This is a genomic window from Pseudomonas sp. REP124 (assembly GCF_020164475.1).
Lineage (GTDB): Bacteria > Pseudomonadota > Gammaproteobacteria > Pseudomonadales > Pseudomonadaceae > Aquipseudomonas.
In genome coordinates this window covers 1-17,102 of the sequence record NZ_JAIQWX010000040.1, presented here as the reverse complement: position 1 = coordinate 17,102, position 17,102 = coordinate 1, and the positions used below count along the sequence as shown (strand labels likewise).

Genomic DNA, 17,102 nt, shown 5'->3' with positions numbered 1-17,102 from the left:
GGGAAGTTCGAAAAGTAATTATCCACGCTCTATTCATGTCCGCCTGAATATCACGGGGATATTAACCAAGCAAATTGCAGCTCATTCCTGTACGATACGTGGCCATTTGAATTTCCTGAAGGTTAATGGCCGCCATGCGCGTAAAAGCATCCAAAAGCCCAGTAAAACCAGCTCCTGCCGTCGAAACCAGCGAATCGCTCAACAGCCAGATCGCAGCGTTCCTCAAATCCGGCGGTGAAATCCAGCAAATTGCCAAGGGTGTCAGCGGCCAGACATTCGCCCCGTCCAAGCAGATCAGCCTGGGCAAGAAGTAATCACTTCAGCTTTATCGGGTCCACAGGCGCTTTGACTCTCGAAGCGCTTGGACCGGACGCCAGACCTCTCCTGCACTCCTCGCAACCCCTCCTCTAAAAATCGACGAACGGTATCCGTTACCGGGCATTCGCCGGTATGCTTTCACGCGTCTAAATCAAGCGTTTCAGCTCAAGCTGTGCTCGCTGTTCAAGGGAGTGAAGCGTGCTCAAGCCTTTCGGTTTCCTGTTGCCCCTATACACGCTGCTGGCGTGTTCAGTGGCGCACGGTCAGATTTTCCAGCGCGAACTGGGGGATTTCGATCTCAAACTCGGCACCAGCCCCAGTCGCAGCATGGCCCAGGGCCTGGTCAAGCCATCGGCCACGGGCTCATTCCACGGTGGCCTGGACCTGACTCACGACAGCGGCTTCTATTTCGGCCAATGGTCGCCCAGCGCGGGCATCAACCCCGAACACACCCTCGAAATCGATTCCTACGCCGGTTTTAAACAGCCCTTCGACCAGAATCTGGGTTACGAAATCGGCGTCATCCATTACAACTATCCGCAACTGGACACGCTCGACAGCCAGGAACTCTACGGCGGCCTGACCTTGCTGCGCAGCCGCTTCGGCGCCGCCTTCAGCAACGACCCCGACAAACGCAACAGCACGCTGTTCGCCGACCTAGGTGGCAATGAACCATTCGGCATCGGGATCAGCATGAAATACACCACGCATCGGTTGAACACACCGGTCGCCGTGGACGGTGGCTATGTCAGCAGTTTTACCGATTGGTCGATGAAATTTTCCCGACCGTTCATGGGCATCGATCTCAATCTGATCTACAGCGACTCCAGCCTCAACGGCAGCAGTTGCTCGGCGTATTCCGGGCACAACAGCCAATGCGACGGACTGCTGACCCTGAAGGCCGAACGCAGCTTCTATTGATCGGCTGAACTGCCGGGCTCATTCTGCGTTCAGATGGGAATCAGACTCCGAAACCAGGCTCTCGCAAGGATTCGATCATGTCGCGCTGGTTGAAACACTTAGCCTTTGTACTCACCCTCTCCCTCGCCTTGGGCGCGTGCAGCCGCATGGGCCTGGCCTATCGAAATCTCGACGTGATCATTCCCTGGACGCTCGGCGATTACCTGGACATGAACGGCGAGCAGAAAAGCTGGTTCAACGATCGGCTCAAGGAGCACCTGAGCTGGCACTGCACCACGCAAATGCCCGGTTACCTGGATTGGCTGGACCGCCTGCAAACCATGGTCACGACCAATCAGGTCACCGACGCCGCCCTGCAGGCACGCACTGAGGAAGCCGAACAGGCCATCGCCGAAACCGCCAAGGAGATCACGCCTTCGGCCATCGAATTGCTGCAAGGCCTGAACGACCAGCAGGTGGCGGAAATGAACGAGGCTTTCGTCAAGGATCAGCGCAAACGCCAGGCGCAGTACCTCAAGCCGTCCCTCGATCAGCAGATCAAGGAACGCGGTGAGCGTATGGAGAAACGTCTGGATGACTGGATCGGACCGCTCAATCCGGCGCAGCAGCAGCGCGTCGTGGCGTGGTCGAATGCGCTGGGCGACCAGAACACTCAGTGGCTGGCCAACCGCGTGCATTGGCAGAAGCAGTTCAGCGCGGCGGTGGCGCAGCGTCATGACCCGGGCTTCCCACAGCGAATCGAAACCCTGCTGGTCAACCGCGAGCGCCTGTGGACACCGGAATACAAACAGGCCTTCGCCAAAACCGAAGCCCAGGCGCGCTCGCTGTTCGTGGATCTGATGGCGCAGAGTACGCCGGTGCAGCGTCAGCGCTTGCAGACGAAAATCGAAGGGGTGAAAAAGGACTTCAGCGACCTTAAATGCCTCAAGGCCGCGAAACAGAGTTGAGTCTTGCACAAATCCCCTGTGGGAGCGGGCTTGCTCGCGAATGCGTTGGGTCAGTCAACATTGCTTGGACTGACCCACCGCATTCGCGAGCAAGTCGAATCGTCGCACCGCCGCTCCCACATTTTGATCGGTGTAATCCTCAGGCAATCTGCGCCTTCGAAGCCACCTCATCGAACGTCAGCTCATCCAGCGCATCTTCCTGTTCATCCAGCACCTGCCGCGGATGATCATTACCGGGGATGCTGCTGTCGATCAGACTCAACAAGCGTGAGCCGCGCATCGTCAGAATGTAGTTCGAACCGGTACCGCCCTGCTCTTCAGGGCGCGGCTCGATATACCCCCGCTCCAGCAGCAGCTTTTCATACTCACCGGCCACGGCCTTGAGGTGGTCGAGGTTTTCGGTTTCCTCGCCTTCGGAAGCCTTTTGCGCCGCGTACTGCTCGGCATAGGGCCGTGGGGTGAAGCTGGCTTCACCGTGCTGCACTTCGTGCAGCAAGCGTTCAATCAAATCCCAGTTATAAGTCGTCATCCTGAATCAACCTCCGGTACCCGTGATTGATGGGTCTTCATTGGTTGTGACCGATATGGGCGATAGCCGTTCAGCCTGGTTTCCAGTCGTGACCGACCGGCGGTATGTCGATTTGCTCAGACGTCAAACGACTAGGCTGTGTAATCCGACTCCCAGCTCCACGCAGGAGAAATCGTCATGAACATTCAGAACCATCCCGTCGTGTCGCGGGAAGAATGGCTTGCCGCCCGCAAGCAGCATCTGGCTCACGAAAAAGCCTTCACCAAAGAACGGGACAGACTCAGCGCCGAACGCCGCGCTCTGCCTTGGGTGAAAATCGACAAGGACTATCACTTCCAGGGCCCCAGGGGTGAGCTGAAACTGGTCGATCTGTTTGGCGGGCGCAGCCAGTTGATCATCTATCACTTCATGTTCGCCGAAGGCTGGGAGGAAGGCTGTTCGGGCTGCTCGTTCCTGTCCGACCACATCGACGGCGCCAACCAGCACCTGGCTCATCACGATGTCGCGGTAGTCGCGGTATCCCATGCGCCGTACGAGGAATTCCAGGCGTTCAGGCGGCGTATGGGCTGGCGATTCGATTGGGTGTCATCGGTTGGATGCGATTTCAACTATGACTTTGGCGTCACGGCCCGAGCCGAAGATGTCGCGGCTGGCACGGCGACTTACAACTACGAGAAAACCGATGGTTCGGAGGAAGAACTGCCGGGACTCAGCGTGTTTTACCGCAATGACGCCGGGGAGATTTTCCACACCTATTCCACGTACGCCCGAGGCCTGGACATGCTGGTCGGCGCCTACAACTACCTGGATTTGACGCCGAAGGGGCGCAATGAAGAGGAGATCATGGAGTGGGTGCGGCATCACGATAAGTATGAGCAGGCGCAGAAGTCGGGGTGCTGTCACGGCGGTTAAATCGAGTTCACCGTCCTTCCATTGTGGGAGCGAGCCTGCTCGCGATTGCGGGGTGTCAGGCGACACAAATGCTGTCTGGCAGCCTGCAATCGCGAGCAGGCTCGCTCCCACAGTGGTTTTGAGTGATCGCCGAGGCTGAACTTTTCCCACTAAAAAGCCCTCAACCGGTTACCCCGCCTTAACCGGACCCGAGGCCTGCCCCCATGAAAACCCTGCACACGCTCACCCTCGCCGCCACCCTCGCCTGCGCCCTGCCCGTCTGGGCCTGCACCCCGGAGGAAGCCACCGCCAAGCGCGAACAACTGGCCAAGGAAGTCACTCGTCTGACCGAGCAGAACCCGGCCAAGGCCAAGGAAATCAATGATCAGTTGCAGAAGATGGATCTGGGTACAGCGGCCAAGGATCTGCCGGACAAGTGCCAGCTGATTGACCAGCGCCTCAAGGAGCTGGGCGTGGCCGAGAAGAAAACCGAGAGCTGACACCGAACTACAAGCTGACACCAAACCCAATGTGGGAGCGGGCTTGCTCGCGAAGGCGGCGTGTCAGTAGCGAATATGTAGGCTGACACACCGCTTTCGCGAGCAAGCCCGCTCCCACAGTTTGGATCTTCAGTGAACACGAACCCGCGCCCGGCACAAATCCCCCTGTGGGAGCGAGCCTGCTCGCGATGCGTTCTAAACCTTCAACCCCAACTCCGCAGACAACCTCGCCGTCACACCCTTGATGAGCGGAATCAGCTCAGACATTTTCTCCAGCGGCATGTAAGGCACCGTACTGGCAATACTGATCCCCGCCACGATGCGTCGGCTGGCATCGCGAACGGGTGCGGCTACGCAGCGGATCGACGGTTCGTTGTCTTCCAGGTCGAAGGCATAACCACCAGCCACGTATTCGATCATGCGCTGCTGGAACTGCTCCCAGGATTGCTCCGGGTGTTGTGGCCAGAACTGATTTTTCCCACCCAACGGCAGGCTGACTTCGTACAGCCGTTGCCACTCCTGCGGCGTGTCATCCAGCATCAGCGCCTTGCCGATCCCGGTACGCGCCAGCGGCATGCGATGGCCGACCCGCGAGCGCATTTCAGGGCCGTTGCGCCCCGGATTCTTGTGCAGGTACAGGACCTCGTCGCCTTCACGAATCGCTAGGTGCACAGTGTCGCCGGTCAACGCCGACAGCTCGTCCAGATACGGCCCGGCCAAGGTCACCAGCGGCAACTCTTCCCGGGCCTGAAAGCCCAGTTCGATCAGCTTGGGCCCCAGCAGGTAACCGACTTGCGGCACCACCCGCAGATACCGCTCGTCCACCAGGCAGCTGGCCAGGCGATGGGTGGTGCTGCGCGTGGTGCCGATCAGCCGGGCGATTTCCTTCAGATCGCGGGCGCCGCTGGCCACCGCCTGGACCACACCCAGACCGCGAAGCAGGGTCTGGGTGCCGGTGGGCGCGGCGTCCTTGGCGATTTTTGGGGCGTCTTCCTGCATATCCAGCCTTAGGGTTGAGCGAGTGAACGGGCGGCATTATGGTCGCCCGCGTGCCTGGACTACAACTTGATACGCTCGACCTTGCCCACCAGCAGGATGTAGGAAAGTGCACCGATCAACGCCAGAACCGAGATGTAGGTAATCGCCGGCGCGAAGGAATCACCGCTGGCGAGGAAACCGATGACGATCGGCGTGGCGATAGCTGACAGATTACCGATGAAGTTGAATACCCCGCCGGTCAGCCCGAGCAAGCGTGCCGGTGCCAGGGTCGACACCAGCGACCAGGTGATCGATGCCAGACCGTTGCCGAAGAACGCCAGTGCGAGGAAGGCAATCACCAGCGGCGTCGACTCGACGAAGTTGGCGCCGATGATCGAGGTGGAAATCAGCAGGCCACTGATGATCGGCAGTTTGCGGGCGAAGCCGACCGAGTAACCGCGACGGATCAGGAAGTCGGAGAAGAATCCGGAGCACAGTACGCCGACAAAAGCCGCGAGAAACGGCAGCGACGCCAGCAGGCCAGACTTGATGAAGTCCATGCCGCGGTATTTCACAAGGTAAGTCGGGAACCAGGTCAGGAAGAACCACAGCGTCGAGTTGAGGCAGAACTGGCCGAGGTAGATGCCCCAGAGTTTGCGCTTGGTCAGCACGATCCCCAGGTCGGTCCAGCTGAACTTGGCCTTGACCTTGGCCTGTTCCGACTGGATGTCCACCAGCCCACCGCCCTCGCGGATCAGCTCGATTTCGGCATCGTTGGCGCCCTTGAAATCACGGGGTTCGCGATACACCGCGTACCAGATCACGGCCCAGAGAATGCCCACCGCCCCGGTGACGACAAACACCATGTGCCAGCCGAATTCATGCTGCAGCCAGGCCAGGACCGGCGTCAGGAACGCCAGGCCGACGAACTGCCCGGAAGTGTAGAAACCGATGGCCGTGGCGCGCTCGCGCTCGGGGAACCAGGTGGTGACCACGCGGCTGTTGATCGGATAGGCCGGCGCTTCCAGGGCACCGACCGCCATGCGCAGCACGAACAGCGCGATGAAGCTGCCAGCAAAGCCGAGCATCACCGTGGCGATCGACCACAGCAGCAGTGCGGCGGTGTAGAGGATGCGCGGCGGCACCCGGTCCACCAGCCAGCCACCAGGGATCTGCATGGCGGCGTAGGTCCAGCCGAATGCGGAGAAGATCAGGCCGACGTGAATCGGATCGATGCCCAGGTCGCTGGTCAGCGCGGGGGCTGCGATCGACAGGTTGCTACGGTCCAGGTAGTTGATCACGACTGTGATGAACAGCAGGACCATGATGAAAAACCGCTTGCGGCTGGGTGTCACCAAAGACGCCTGCCCGGTGAGGGTTTGCGGTTGCATGGGGGTGCCTCTTGTTATGTTTATTGAGGTCGATCTAAGACTTGTGCGCTGATCTCCAATCCATGGAGATCCAGTGTGGGAGCGGGCTTGCTCGCGAAAGCGGTGTGTCAGCCTACATATCCTTTACTGACCCACCGCATTCGCGAGCAAGCCCGCTCCCACAGGGGATTTGTGGTGATTAGTGGAAACTCACCACTCCGCAAAACTGCCATCGGCATGGCGCCAGATCGGGTTGCGCCAGCGGTGGCCGACGGCGGCGCGTTCGATCACGTATTCCTCGTTGATCTCGATGCCCAGGCCCGGCCCGTTGGGGATCTTCACCATGCCCTGGTCGTAATCGAACACCCGAGGATCTTTCACGTAGTCGAGCAGGTCGTTGCTCTCGTTGTAGTGAATGCCCAGGCTCTGCTCTTGGATGAACGCGTTGTAGCAGGCCGCGTCCAGTTGCAGGCACGCCGCCAGGGCGATCGGGCCCAGCGGGCAATGCAGGGCCAGCGCCACGTCGTAGGCTTCGGCCATGTTGGCGATCTTGCGGGTCTCGGTGATGCCGCCGGCGTGGGACGCATCCGGCTGGATGATGTCGACGTAGCCTTCGCTGAGCACGCGCTTGAAATCCCAGCGCGAGAACAGACGCTCGCCCAAGGCGATCGGGGTGCTGGTCAGCGGCGCCAGTTCCTTGAGCGCTTCATAGTTTTCGCTGAGTACCGGCTCTTCGATGAACATCAGTTTGTACGGATCGAGTTCCTTCATCAGCACCTTGGCCATGGGCTTGTGCACCCGGCCATGGAAGTCCACGCCGATGCCGACGTTCGGGCCGACCGCGTCACGTACGGCAGCGACGTTGGCCAGGGCCAGGTCGACTTTTTCGAAGGTATCGAGGAACTGCAACTCTTCGGTGCCGTTCATTTTCACTGCGGTGAAACCACGGCTGACCGCTTCTTTCGCTGCCCGCGCGGTGTCCGCCGGACGATCGCCACCGATCCACGAATAGACGCGGATCTTGTCCCGCACCTGGCCACCCAGCAGATCGCTGACCGACACGCCCAGCGCCTTGCCCTTGATGTCCCACAGGGCCTGGTCGATGCCGGCCAGGGCGCTCATGTGGATCGCGCCGCCACGGTAGAAACCGCCGCGGTAGAGCACGGTCCAGATGTCTTCGATGTTGCGCGGGTCCTTGCCGATCAGGTAGTCGGACAATTCTTCGACGGCGGCGGCAACGGTGTGGGCGCGGCCCTCGACCACGGGTTCGCCCCAGCCAGTGACGCCCTCGTCGGTTTCGACTTTGAGGAAGCACCAGCGCGGCGGAACGATGAAGGTGGTCAGTTTGGTGATTTTCATCTGCTTGTCTCTCTTGTTAGATGCGGCGCGCACGGCGCCGGAAAAGTCTTAGCGAAGGGCTTTCCAGGCAGCGACATAGGCCTCGGCATTGGTCGCGACCTGCTCGGGCGTCATGCCCGGTTTGAACAGACCGGAACCGAGGCCGAATCCTTTGACGCCAGCGTCGATGAACACCTGCATGTTGTCCGGGGTGATGCCGCCCACCGGCGCCAGAATGGTTCCCGCCGGCAGCACCGCCAGCCAGGCCTTGGCGACGGCCGGGCCCATCTGTTCGGCGGGGAACATCTTCAGGATGTCCGCGCCTTCGGCCAGGGCCGCGAACGCCTCGGTGGGCGTTGCGACACCCGGCGACAGGGCCAGGCCCGCCGCTTTCGCCGCACGCAGTACCTTGGCGTCGCAGTGGGGCATGACGATCACCTGACCGCCCGCCGCCTTCACCTGCTCGACCTGCTCCGGCGTCAGCACGGTGCCTGCACCGATCAGGCAATCGGCGGGCAAGGTATCGCGCAGGATGCGGATGCTGTCGTAGGGCTCGGGGGAATTGAGCGGCACTTCGATGACGCGAAATCCGGCGGCGTACAGGACCTCGCCGATGGCCGCGGCCTCTTGCGGGCGCAGGCCGCGCAGGATGGCGATCAGACCGTTTTGCGCCAGTGCTTGCTTGAGCATCTCAGGACTCCAGTCAGGTTTAACGGGAAAGGTTGGCGGCGATCAGCCCGGCGGCGACCGCCAGCTGCCACAGACCACGTTCGGTGGCCTGCTCGGCCAGGGTCACTTGGGTAAATCCGCAGGCATCCAGCGCCCGGCTGTAGCGACCGCACAGCTGGGCGTTGCCGATCAGGACGATCGACGGCAAGTGCACGCTGTTGCGGCGCTGGCGTTGAGCGTTGGCCAGGGCCGAAAGCTCGTGGCCGATCAGCAGGCCGGACAGGTAGTCGGTTTGCTGGGCGCCATTGAGTTCGCCGGTCAGGCCCAGGGTGCGGGCGCTGAACAGGGTCGACAGCACGCCGATGTCGCCGTCCGCCGACAATGCCACCTGCACGCCGCGATCGAAGGCCTGACCGTCGAACGAGCCGCCGCGCTGCTGGGTGCGGCCGAGGATGCTGTGTTCACTGAGCACGGCGAAGACTTCGCCGGTCATGAAGGTATCGAAGTGCACGATGCAGCCATCGGCCACCTCCACCCACTTCGAATGGCTGCCCGGCAGACCGATCAGCAGGTCGGTGTTCGCCTCGTGCGCCAGGCTTTGCAGCACGCCGAGCACTTGGGTTTCTTCGCCGCGCATGACGTTGGGCAGACGCGAACGCTGGATCACCCCCGGCACGATGTGCACGTCGACACCGCGCAGGCTGCGCACGGTTTGCAGGGAGGTTCCGAGGTTGGCGACGTTCGCCGGGGTGTCGCGGTAGGTCGCTTCGCGCCAGCCCTGGGCGCTGCCGACCATGCCGCAGGCGATCACCGGCAGATCCGGTTGGGCATCGAGCCAGTCACCACAGGCCTCGTCGAAAGCCAGTTCAAAACCGTCGGCGCATTCGCGGCCGTTGATGATTCGCGGCGCCTTGGGCAACTGCATGATCCCCGAGGCCAGCGAACGCTGTTCGAGCACCTGGCCGCCTTCGGCAAGTTTGTAAGCACGTAATGAGGTCGTCCCCCAATCGAGCGCGATCAATTGCGCCTGCATCGCTTCACCTGTTCTGGTTTTTGGCAGTGAGTGAGCAGGACTATAAACCCGGGAGCGGGGAAATCTCAATATATAAATATCAATCCCATATATTGAGATGAAAACAAAAAAAGATCGCAGCCTTCGGCAGCTCCTACAGGGGTTTGTGTAGGAGCTGCCTAAGGCTGCGATCTGTTAAGCGGTGATCAGTTACCTTCAGCGAACTCGCGCAACACCTTGCCATCCATGCGATAGCGCACCCACTCCTCCTGCGGCTGCGCGCCCAGGGATTTGTAGAAGTCGATGGCCGGGGTGTTCCACTCCAAAACGCTCCACTCAAAACGCCCGCAGTCGTTGGCGCAGGCGATTTTCGCCAGGTGCCGCAGCAGGGTCTTGCCCGCGCCGCCGCCGCGTTGTTCGGGGGTGATGTAGAGATCTTCCAGGTACAGGCAGTTGCTGCCCAGCCACGTGGAATAGCTGAAGAAGAACACGGCAAAACCGATGGCCACGCCGTCGCGCAGACAGATCAGGCCATGGGCGGTGGCGCCTTCGCTGAACAGGCTGCGCTCGATGTCGGCGACGCTGGCGATGACTTCATGGCGGGCACGTTCGTAGTCGGCCAGTTCAGTGATGAACGCGAGAATTTGCGGAGCATCGCTGGGGGTTGCCGGGCGGATTTCGATCGTCATGGACGTGCCTTGTCGGAAAATGGAAAACGCCATACTAAGGCTGCGCATTACCTGTGGCGAGGGGATTTATCCCCGTTGGGCTGCGAAGCGGCCCCCCAAAAAAAAATGGGACTGCTGCGCAGTCCAACGGGGATAAATCCCCTCACCACAGACAAGCCCCCTCGCCACAGAAGCCCCCTCGCCACAAGGAATATTGGGATCATTCCGCCCGGGGCTAACCTTGGCATCGCGAACCTCAGACCTAACATCCGCACCCAGCGTGGTAGATAGACACCCTGCGCATTCATCAGGTCAAGGAACCGCTTCATGTCTACCGCAACACCTCCCGTTTCCGGCAAGTTGTTCGGCCTGTTCTGCCTGGCCAGTTACCTGCTGTCGCTGTCCTACGGATCGACGTTTCTGCTGTCGCTGCTGATCGGTTCGCGCGGCGGCAACGAGCACGATGCCGGCAGTGTGATTTCCGCGGCGATGCTCAGCACCTTCGTGGCGGTGATCTTCTCCGGTCATCTGTGCGACCTGCTTGGCGCGGCGCGTTCGGTGGCGTTGTTCGGCGTGCTGCTGGTGGCCGCCAGCCTGGGCTTTGCACTGACACCTGGCTTCGGCCATCTGCTGCTGTTCTTCGGTCTGCTGCTGGGCATGGGCTGGGGCGTGTTCTACACCCTCGGGCCGATCATCGTCGCGAGTCTGGTCAGCCCCGCGCAGCGCGCCAAATACTTCGCCCTGCTCTCGGGCAGCATGATGACCGGGATCGGCAGCGGGCCGTTGCTCGGTCGCGCGGCGAGCGCCCTGGGTTATCCGGTGACCGCAGCGTTTTACCTGGCTGCAGCGGCCAGCCTGATCGGTGTGCTGCTGTTCTGGCGACTGGACCGCCAGCTGAAAATCGCCTCGACGCAATCCACGGCGGTCTCGCGAATTTCCTGGCAGGCGGCGAGCCAGGTACTGAAATCCCGGGCGGTGTTCCCGATCATCATGGTCGGCCTCGGCGGTTGCGTGTTCGGCGGTCTGTCGAGCTTCCAGACCAGCTACGCCGCTGCGCGCTCGCTGGACTATTCGCTGTTCTTCCTGGGCTTCATGAGCGCGGCGATCAGCAGCCGTATGCTGATCGCCGGCATCGTGGTCAAACGCGATCCGTTGCGCGCATCGTGCCTGTTGTCGGGGCTGATGATGGGTTCGATCCTGATGTTCGGTTTCGGAGTCGACGGCGGTTTCAGCTACGTGCTCGCGGCAGTGATGCTCGGGGTCGGTTACGGGCTGACCTACTCGGTGATCAACGGCCTGGCCGCCAACGAAGCGCCGAGCGGCACCACCGCGCAATCGCTGCTGCTGTTCAGCCTGTCGTACTTCATCGGCGTCTTCGGCTTTCCGCTGCTGGCCGGGAAAATCATCGTCGAGCACGGCATGGCGACGCTGTTGCTGACTGTGCTGGCGGTTGCGGCTTTGAACTGGTCGATCACTCTCGGTCGCCTGATCTGGTGCCGGGTAAAGACAGACCGGACACTGCAACACGCCTGAACCGTTCGTCGACCATCAGGCACCAATTAGAAGCGAGGGCGGACCAACGTCAGGTAAGGACTCTAAATCAATGGAGAGAACACCATGATCACGTCCCGGCTGACCGCCCTCGCCTTCGCGGCACTGTTGTCCCCTCTCGCCATCGCGGCGACGACCGCCTCCGGCACCGGCCCGACCAACCCGGTCGAAAGCCCCAAGGCTCCCGCCATCCAGAGCGCCCCCGGCATGAACACCAACGGCGCCGAAATGGATAACAGCCTGCCGCCGTCCACCGGCACCGACCCTCGCACCCAAGGCAACGATAGCGGACGCCAGGGCGGGCTCAACTCGCCGGGCACTGCCACACCAGACAACGCCGGCCCCGGCATCGGCTCGAAAACCACCACCGGTGGCTCGGGCTCCGAAGGCGGCGCAAGCCAATAACACACTTCGCCGGAAAGACCTGTCCATCACCATGAGAGGTAACCATGAACGTCGATAAAAACCTGGAGAAAGAAGTCCTGACCCGCCTGTTGCACGCCCACCCGAACGGTTTGGGCAAGGAGGTCCTGGACAATTACCGGGGGGAGAAAGTCGTGGCCAGCACCCTCGCCACCCTGCAAGACCGCGGACTGATCCAGCACGGCAATGTGCTGTGCAACGAAGCCGGCGAACACTCGCTGAACCTGCCGATCAAACTCAGCGCCGCCGGCGTCGAGGCGGCTCGCAAGCTGGACGTTTGAATACATCCGACACGCAGGAGAAACCCATGCCTCGTGGAAGCAGGAGTTGATTGAGGCGTTGCGCAAGGCTGGTTGACTGTCAGGATTTTCTTTGTGTTTGAGGGCCTCTTCGCGAGCAAGCCCGCTCCCACATTGGATCTGTGAACGACACAAATCCCCTGTGGGAGCGGGCTTGCTCGCGAATGCGGCCGATCAGGCGATGGATGCCCGACTGATCAACGCATCAACCTCAGCAGCCCCCGGCGCAGTAGCCGGCCCCCACCGAGTCACCGCCAATGCCGCCGCCGCATTCGCCCGCCGCGCTGCCTCAAAGGCCGGCAAACCCTGCGCCAACCCCGCGACAAACACCCCGGCATGCGCATCGCCAGCACCATTGCTGTCCACCGCCTCCACCTTGAACCCCGGCACATGCCGACGCTCGGAGCCCTGGCTGATCCAGCACCCCTGCGGCCCGTCGCGCACCACCATCAAAACCTTGGCAGGAAGAAGCCCGGCCAGCAGATCCAGCGCCCCGGCGATATCCGGCGCCCCGGTCACCCGCAGCGCCTCGACGCTGTTGCTGGTCCACAGATCGATCCGCGGCAGCAGCGCCTGTAGCAGCGGCGCATCAGGCGAATCCACCAGCGGGCCCGGGTCGAACACCACCTTGACCTGCCTCGGCAACGCCAGCACCCAGTCCACCAGCGCCTGCCCCTTGCCGGTCAGCAGCAGGCTGTAGCCGCTGACATACACGTAGTCGCCCGCCTCCACCTTCACATCAGCGAGATCCTCGGCCGTCAGGTCGCCTTCGGCGCCGATGTAGGACACGAAACTGCGCTCGGCCGAAGCGTCGGTGATCGCCACGCACAACCCGGTATCCCGCTCGGCGCGACCGGCGAGACCGATGCGGATGCCTTCGGCGTTCATCGCCTCGCGGGCCAGGTCGCCGAAGCGTCCGCTGCCGTGGCGTCCCAGGTAGACCACGGGCAAGCCGTTACGCGCCGCAGCAGCCATCACATTGAAACCGCCACCGGCTTCGAAACTGGCCGACTGCGCCAGCACATCGCCGCCCGCTTGCGGCAACTGATCCACCGCCATGACCAGGTCGATGATGACCTGGCCGGTGTGCAACATCTTAGGCATGAGCATTCTCGTTCAGCGCAGCGCGACGATCCCTGGCGCCACCGAGTACAAAGTAAATCCCGCCGGCCACGACGAAGGTCACGATCCAGCCGAGGCCGTTGTGCCCCAGCCACGAGTCGGACAGGAAGCCCTTGAACCAGACGTTTTCCGCCGTGGTGCCGATGGTGGTGAAGCTGAAACCCAGTACGATCGCCAGCGCCCAGGCGCCGAACGCGCGCCACTCCACACCGCCCTGATACCAGTAGGCGCTGCTCGGACTGACGTCCAGCAGGTCCTTGGGGCTGTAGTAGTGACGGTGAATCAGGTCGACCACGAAGATCCCGACCCAGGCGGTGATCGGCACCGCCAGCAGGGAAATGAAGGTGATGAACGGGCCGTAAAAGCTATCGGCGATCAGCATGAAGTAGATGGAACCGGCGAAGATCGCGACGATGTCCACCACCACCGCGTACACGCGCTTGACCTTCAGACCCAGGGTCAAGGTGGTCAGGCCGGCGGAGTACACCGACAGGTTGTTCGACAGCAGCAGGCCGCCGAACGCGGTGATCAGGTACGGCACGGCCATCCAGGTCGGCAGCATGTCGCGGATGGCGATGATCGGATCGGTGGCCTGGGCCAGGTCGTTATTGCCTACCGACAGCAGACCGCCGAGGGTGATCAACAGCACCAGCGGAATGCCCGCACCGAACGCCGCCGACGCCACCAGGCGCACGGCTTTCACGCTGCGATGCTGATAGCGCGACATGTCCGCACCAGCGTTGGCCCAGCCGATGCCGGTGCCGGCAGCCATGGTGCCAATGCCGATGATCATCGCGCTCATTGGCGCGGGCGTGGCGTTGAACACCGCGCTCCAGTCGATGGTCGCGCAGAGGAAGCCGCCCACCAAAATGTTCAGCGCACCGAACACGTAGGTCGCCCACTTCTGGATCACCAGCAAGGTGGCGTGGCCGAGGCCCGAGACCGACAGGGTCAGCAACACGAAGATGGCGATGAAGGTGAGGGTCAGCAGCGGCGCGCTTTTCGCTTCCACCGGCGAACCGAACAGGATCGAGCACAGCGACAGCAGCACGAAGGCTGCTGTGGTGGTGTTGACGGTTTCCCAGCCCAGGCGCGACATCAGCGAGACCAGGGTCGGGCCGATGTTGCCGCGCATGCCGAAGATCGCGCGGGACAGGGTCAGGCTCGGCGCGCGGCCACGGCGACCGGCGATGGAGATGATCCCGACCACCGCGAAAGAGCCGGCAGCCCCGAGAATGGCGACGATGATCGCCTGCCAGATCGCCAGCCCGCGAAAGGCCACCAGGGTCGCGCCCAGCGGCAGGCCGAGGATGGAAATGTTGGCGGCGAACCAGACCCAGAACAGCTGCAGCGGATGCCCGTTGCACTCGGCCTCCGGCACCGGTTCGATGCCGCGTGTTTCCAGCTGCCCGGCGTTCTGCCCGGCGTTCGATGAACTCATGAAAAATGCTCCTGTTGCCATTCTTGTTCTTCGCCCTCTGCAGGAGCGAGCTTGCTCGCGATGGAGGCCCGGACGACGCGGGCATTCAGACAGCCAGCGTTATCGTTGACGACCATCGCGAGCAGGCTCGCTCCCACAGGGGATATGCATTCCAGACATGTGGGAGCGAGCCTGCTCGCGATAGCGTCAATCCTGTCAACGCAGAGCTAGAAGCCCTTTTACCAAAGGCTCCAACTCCAGATCATTGACGGCCTTGACCTTGTCGATCATCGCCAACGGCCAGATCTCCAGACCCAGGCAGGCCCCCAGCATCGCCCCGAGAATCGCCGCGATGGTATCGGTGTCGCCGCCCAGGCTCGCCGCCATGCAAAGCGCGTCGAAAGCGGTCATCTCACCGATGGCCACCTGCTGGGCCAGGGCAAACGACACCACCACCGACTCCTGCGAAGCCACCGAAGTGCCGATCACGTCGTACAGCAAATCGGCGAGCGCCGCCTTGTCGCTGTCGACGCTGATGGTCTGTGCCCAACCGATGCGCGAAGCGATGCGTCCACCGGCAACCCAGTGGCCGTGGCTCTGCGCCTGTTGGGCGATGTGCTGGCCGAGGCTCAGCGCCTCGCCCAGGGCCATGCCGTTGATACCGGCGGAAATCACCGCCGCCACCGCCGCCGCGCTGGAGATGCCCAGCGTGGTGTTGTGGGTGACCTGGCAGGCTTGAATCACCGCCTCGATGAAACGCTGCGGATCGCTCACGTCCGCGGAAATCCCGACTGGGGTGATGCGCATCGCCGCGCCGTTGGTAGTGCCGTAGCGCCCGGCCTCCTCGGGCGAATGACCGGCGAGGATCATCTCGATCGCACGTTTGGTCGAAGGCCCGAGCAGGTCCTGCGAGCCCTTGGCCTGCATCTGCGCTTCCCACTCGATCAAACGCTGGGCGAGTTGCGCAGGTTCGATCCGGCCTTTGCCATCGACCAGCAACTGGCCGACCAGGATTGCCTGTTCGGTGTCGTCGGTGATCGAGCCCTTGGGCATGTTGGCGGCAATCGGCTGCAGGGGACCGGCGTCCTGCAGGTCCTTGATTTCACCGAAGCGCGCCTTGATGTCGTCGCGGCTCAGGGATTGGGTCGGCATGCCCAAGGCGTCGCCCAAGGCCAGGCCATAGAACGCGCCCAGGGCACGGTTGAGCGCAGTCATTTCGGGTTTCCAAATTGCAGGTGCATGCGGAAATGCACGGGGTCGAGCAGGCTTTCCACTTGCTCCATGAAGCGGTTCTGCCGGTCGTAGGTGGTACGCAAGGCCTTGAGGAACACCGTGCCCGCCGGACGTCCCAGCAGTTCGGCGTCTTCGGCGCTCAGGGGTTCGGCGCCGATCCATTGATCGCCGCGCTCACCGATGTAGCCGTAGGCGGCCAGGGTGATGGTCAGGGAGTTGTCGATCAAACCGACCCGCGGCAAGCCTTCCAGGCCACCGGTTGCGGGCATCAATGAGCGTTCGAGGGAAACCAGCGTGCCGTCGTTGGAGCGGCGTCGGCGGTCCAGTGTGATGAATTGGTCGGTGCCAAAACGCGACAGCAGGTCGGGACGCGTCACCGCCTCCAGCCGCAGCACCTCGGTATTGACCAGCGATCCGTTGTCGGCCAGGGCCTGGGCCCAGCCGTTGCGCTGGTCGAGCACCACACCGTCGAACGTGACGATGGACCCTACCCCGCTTTGCGTCGCGATGTAGTTGCGCCGTTTCAACTCGGCCAGCGCTTCACGCAAAGTACCTCGGCTGACTTTGAATTCCTGAGCCAACTGATGCTCGCCCGGCAAATGAAACCCGTCCTCCAGAAGGCCGCTTTCAATACGCCGGATGAGCTCATCGACCACCCTTTTTTTCTTGTCGAATCGAACCTGTCTAATCATGTACAAATTGAACATGAAACCAATTGTTTCGAGCAAGAAGTATTTGTGGGGAGATGACGGAAGGGAGGCTGGAAGGTGACCGCTGCGCGGTCAATCGCGAGCAGGCTCGCTCCCACAATGATCCGGGTCACACACAAAATCATGTGTGCAGAACAGATCCCCTGTGGGAGCGAGCCTGTTCGCGATGGCGTCGCTACATTCAAAATCGCCTTCGCGGGCAA

General features: G+C 62.0%; 19 protein-coding genes. 8 read left to right on the top strand and 11 right to left on the bottom strand.

Translation table 11 applies throughout. The features are described from left to right. The first annotated feature begins 125 nt into the window (after positions 1–125). The 3 genes from K9857_RS12565 (at position 126) to K9857_RS12555 (ending at position 2,186) form a co-directional block, all read left to right on the top strand. Positions 126–314, top strand: coding sequence for a hypothetical protein (locus K9857_RS12565; RefSeq protein WP_224536161.1), 189 nt, complete (start codon positions 126–128; stop codon positions 312–314). A 202-nt stretch (positions 315–516) separates the two neighbouring features. After that, complete coding sequence (locus K9857_RS12560; protein ID WP_224536159.1) at positions 517–1,239, top strand: TorF family putative porin; 723 nt, start codon at positions 517–519, stop codon at positions 1,237–1,239. A gap of 77 nt (positions 1,240–1,316) precedes the next feature. Continuing rightward, positions 1,317–2,186, top strand: a complete 870-nt coding sequence (locus K9857_RS12555) for a DUF6279 family lipoprotein (protein ID WP_224536157.1) — start codon at positions 1,317–1,319, stop codon at positions 2,184–2,186. Positions 2,187–2,325: 139 nt separating this feature from the next. Here the strand turns inward: K9857_RS12555 and K9857_RS12550 are convergent, their stop codons facing one another. Continuing rightward, positions 2,326–2,715, bottom strand: coding sequence for a transcriptional regulator (locus K9857_RS12550; protein ID WP_224536156.1), 390 nt, complete (start codon positions 2,713–2,715; stop codon positions 2,326–2,328). A 177-nt stretch (positions 2,716–2,892) separates the two neighbouring features. Between K9857_RS12550 and K9857_RS12545 the strand changes: the two genes are divergently transcribed. Both K9857_RS12545 and K9857_RS12540 read left to right on the top strand, forming a co-directional pair. Beyond that, positions 2,893–3,627: a DUF899 domain-containing protein gene (locus tag K9857_RS12545; RefSeq protein WP_224536154.1), complete on the top strand. Its 735-nt coding sequence runs from the start codon at positions 2,893–2,895 to the stop codon at positions 3,625–3,627. 203 nt (positions 3,628–3,830) lie between these two features. Continuing rightward, positions 3,831–4,106, top strand: a complete 276-nt coding sequence (locus K9857_RS12540; protein ID WP_224536152.1) for a hypothetical protein — start codon at positions 3,831–3,833, stop codon at positions 4,104–4,106. A 195-nt stretch (positions 4,107–4,301) separates the two neighbouring features. Here K9857_RS12540 and K9857_RS12535 read toward each other — a convergent pair whose 3' ends face one another. The 6 genes from K9857_RS12535 to K9857_RS12510 all read right to left on the bottom strand — a co-directional run bounded on the left by K9857_RS12535 (position 4,302) and on the right by K9857_RS12510 (position 10,162). Next, positions 4,302–5,105 carry an IclR family transcriptional regulator gene (locus K9857_RS12535; RefSeq protein WP_224536150.1) on the bottom strand — a complete coding sequence of 268 codons (804 nt, stop codon included), beginning with the start codon at positions 5,103–5,105 and terminating at the stop codon, positions 4,302–4,304. A 59-nt stretch (positions 5,106–5,164) separates the two neighbouring features. Continuing rightward, a complete protein-coding gene (locus K9857_RS12530; protein ID WP_224536148.1) occupies positions 5,165–6,475 on the bottom strand; it encodes an MFS transporter in 1,311 nt (436 codons plus the stop codon). Positions 6,476–6,664: 189 nt separating this feature from the next. After that, entirely contained in the window at positions 6,665–7,813 is a 1,149-nt protein-coding gene (gene dgoD / locus K9857_RS12525) for a galactonate dehydratase (RefSeq protein WP_224536146.1), read from the bottom strand. Between the two features lie 48 nt (positions 7,814–7,861). After that, positions 7,862–8,482 (bottom strand): 2-dehydro-3-deoxy-6-phosphogalactonate aldolase, encoded by a 621-nt coding sequence (locus K9857_RS12520; RefSeq protein ID WP_224536144.1) that lies wholly within the window; start codon positions 8,480–8,482, stop codon positions 7,862–7,864. 19 nt (positions 8,483–8,501) lie between these two features. After that, the gene (locus tag K9857_RS12515; protein ID WP_224536142.1) at positions 8,502–9,494 is read right to left on the bottom strand and encodes a 2-dehydro-3-deoxygalactonokinase; all 993 of its coding nucleotides are present in this window, start codon (positions 9,492–9,494) and stop codon (positions 8,502–8,504) included. Positions 9,495–9,679: 185 nt separating this feature from the next. Then, positions 9,680–10,162 carry a GNAT family N-acetyltransferase gene (locus tag K9857_RS12510; protein ID WP_224536139.1) on the bottom strand — a complete coding sequence of 161 codons (483 nt, stop codon included), beginning with the start codon at positions 10,160–10,162 and terminating at the stop codon, positions 9,680–9,682. Positions 10,163–10,468: 306 nt separating this feature from the next. On the opposite strand from K9857_RS12510, the gene K9857_RS12505 reads away from it, so the two are divergent. From K9857_RS12505 to K9857_RS12495, 3 genes are all read left to right on the top strand, one after another. Then, positions 10,469–11,674, top strand: a complete 1,206-nt coding sequence (locus tag K9857_RS12505) for an MFS transporter (RefSeq protein WP_224536137.1) — start codon at positions 10,469–10,471, stop codon at positions 11,672–11,674. A gap of 84 nt (positions 11,675–11,758) precedes the next feature. Continuing rightward, the gene (locus tag K9857_RS12500) at positions 11,759–12,097 is read left to right on the top strand and encodes a hypothetical protein (RefSeq protein ID WP_224536135.1); all 339 of its coding nucleotides are present in this window, start codon (positions 11,759–11,761) and stop codon (positions 12,095–12,097) included. A 44-nt stretch (positions 12,098–12,141) separates the two neighbouring features. Then, positions 12,142–12,396, top strand: a complete 255-nt coding sequence (locus K9857_RS12495) for a hypothetical protein (RefSeq protein WP_224536134.1) — start codon at positions 12,142–12,144, stop codon at positions 12,394–12,396. Positions 12,397–12,588: 192 nt separating this feature from the next. Here K9857_RS12495 and K9857_RS12490 read toward each other — a convergent pair whose 3' ends face one another. The 4 genes from K9857_RS12490 to K9857_RS12475 form a co-directional block, all read right to left on the bottom strand. Next, complete coding sequence (locus K9857_RS12490) at positions 12,589–13,518, bottom strand: PfkB family carbohydrate kinase (protein ID WP_224536132.1); 930 nt, start codon at positions 13,516–13,518, stop codon at positions 12,589–12,591. Continuing rightward, positions 13,511–14,977, bottom strand: a complete 1,467-nt coding sequence (locus tag K9857_RS12485) for a purine-cytosine permease family protein (RefSeq protein WP_224536129.1) — start codon at positions 14,975–14,977, stop codon at positions 13,511–13,513. The genes K9857_RS12490 and K9857_RS12485 overlap by 8 nt, the downstream gene beginning before the upstream one ends. Before the next feature lie 195 nt (positions 14,978–15,172). After that, the gene (locus K9857_RS12480; RefSeq protein WP_224536127.1) at positions 15,173–16,171 is read right to left on the bottom strand and encodes an ADP-ribosylglycohydrolase family protein; all 999 of its coding nucleotides are present in this window, start codon (positions 16,169–16,171) and stop codon (positions 15,173–15,175) included. Continuing rightward, the gene (locus K9857_RS12475; protein WP_175376267.1) at positions 16,168–16,881 is read right to left on the bottom strand and encodes a GntR family transcriptional regulator; all 714 of its coding nucleotides are present in this window, start codon (positions 16,879–16,881) and stop codon (positions 16,168–16,170) included. Before K9857_RS12475 ends, K9857_RS12480 begins: the two co-directional genes overlap by 4 nt. Positions 16,882–17,102: the final 221 nt, after the last annotated feature.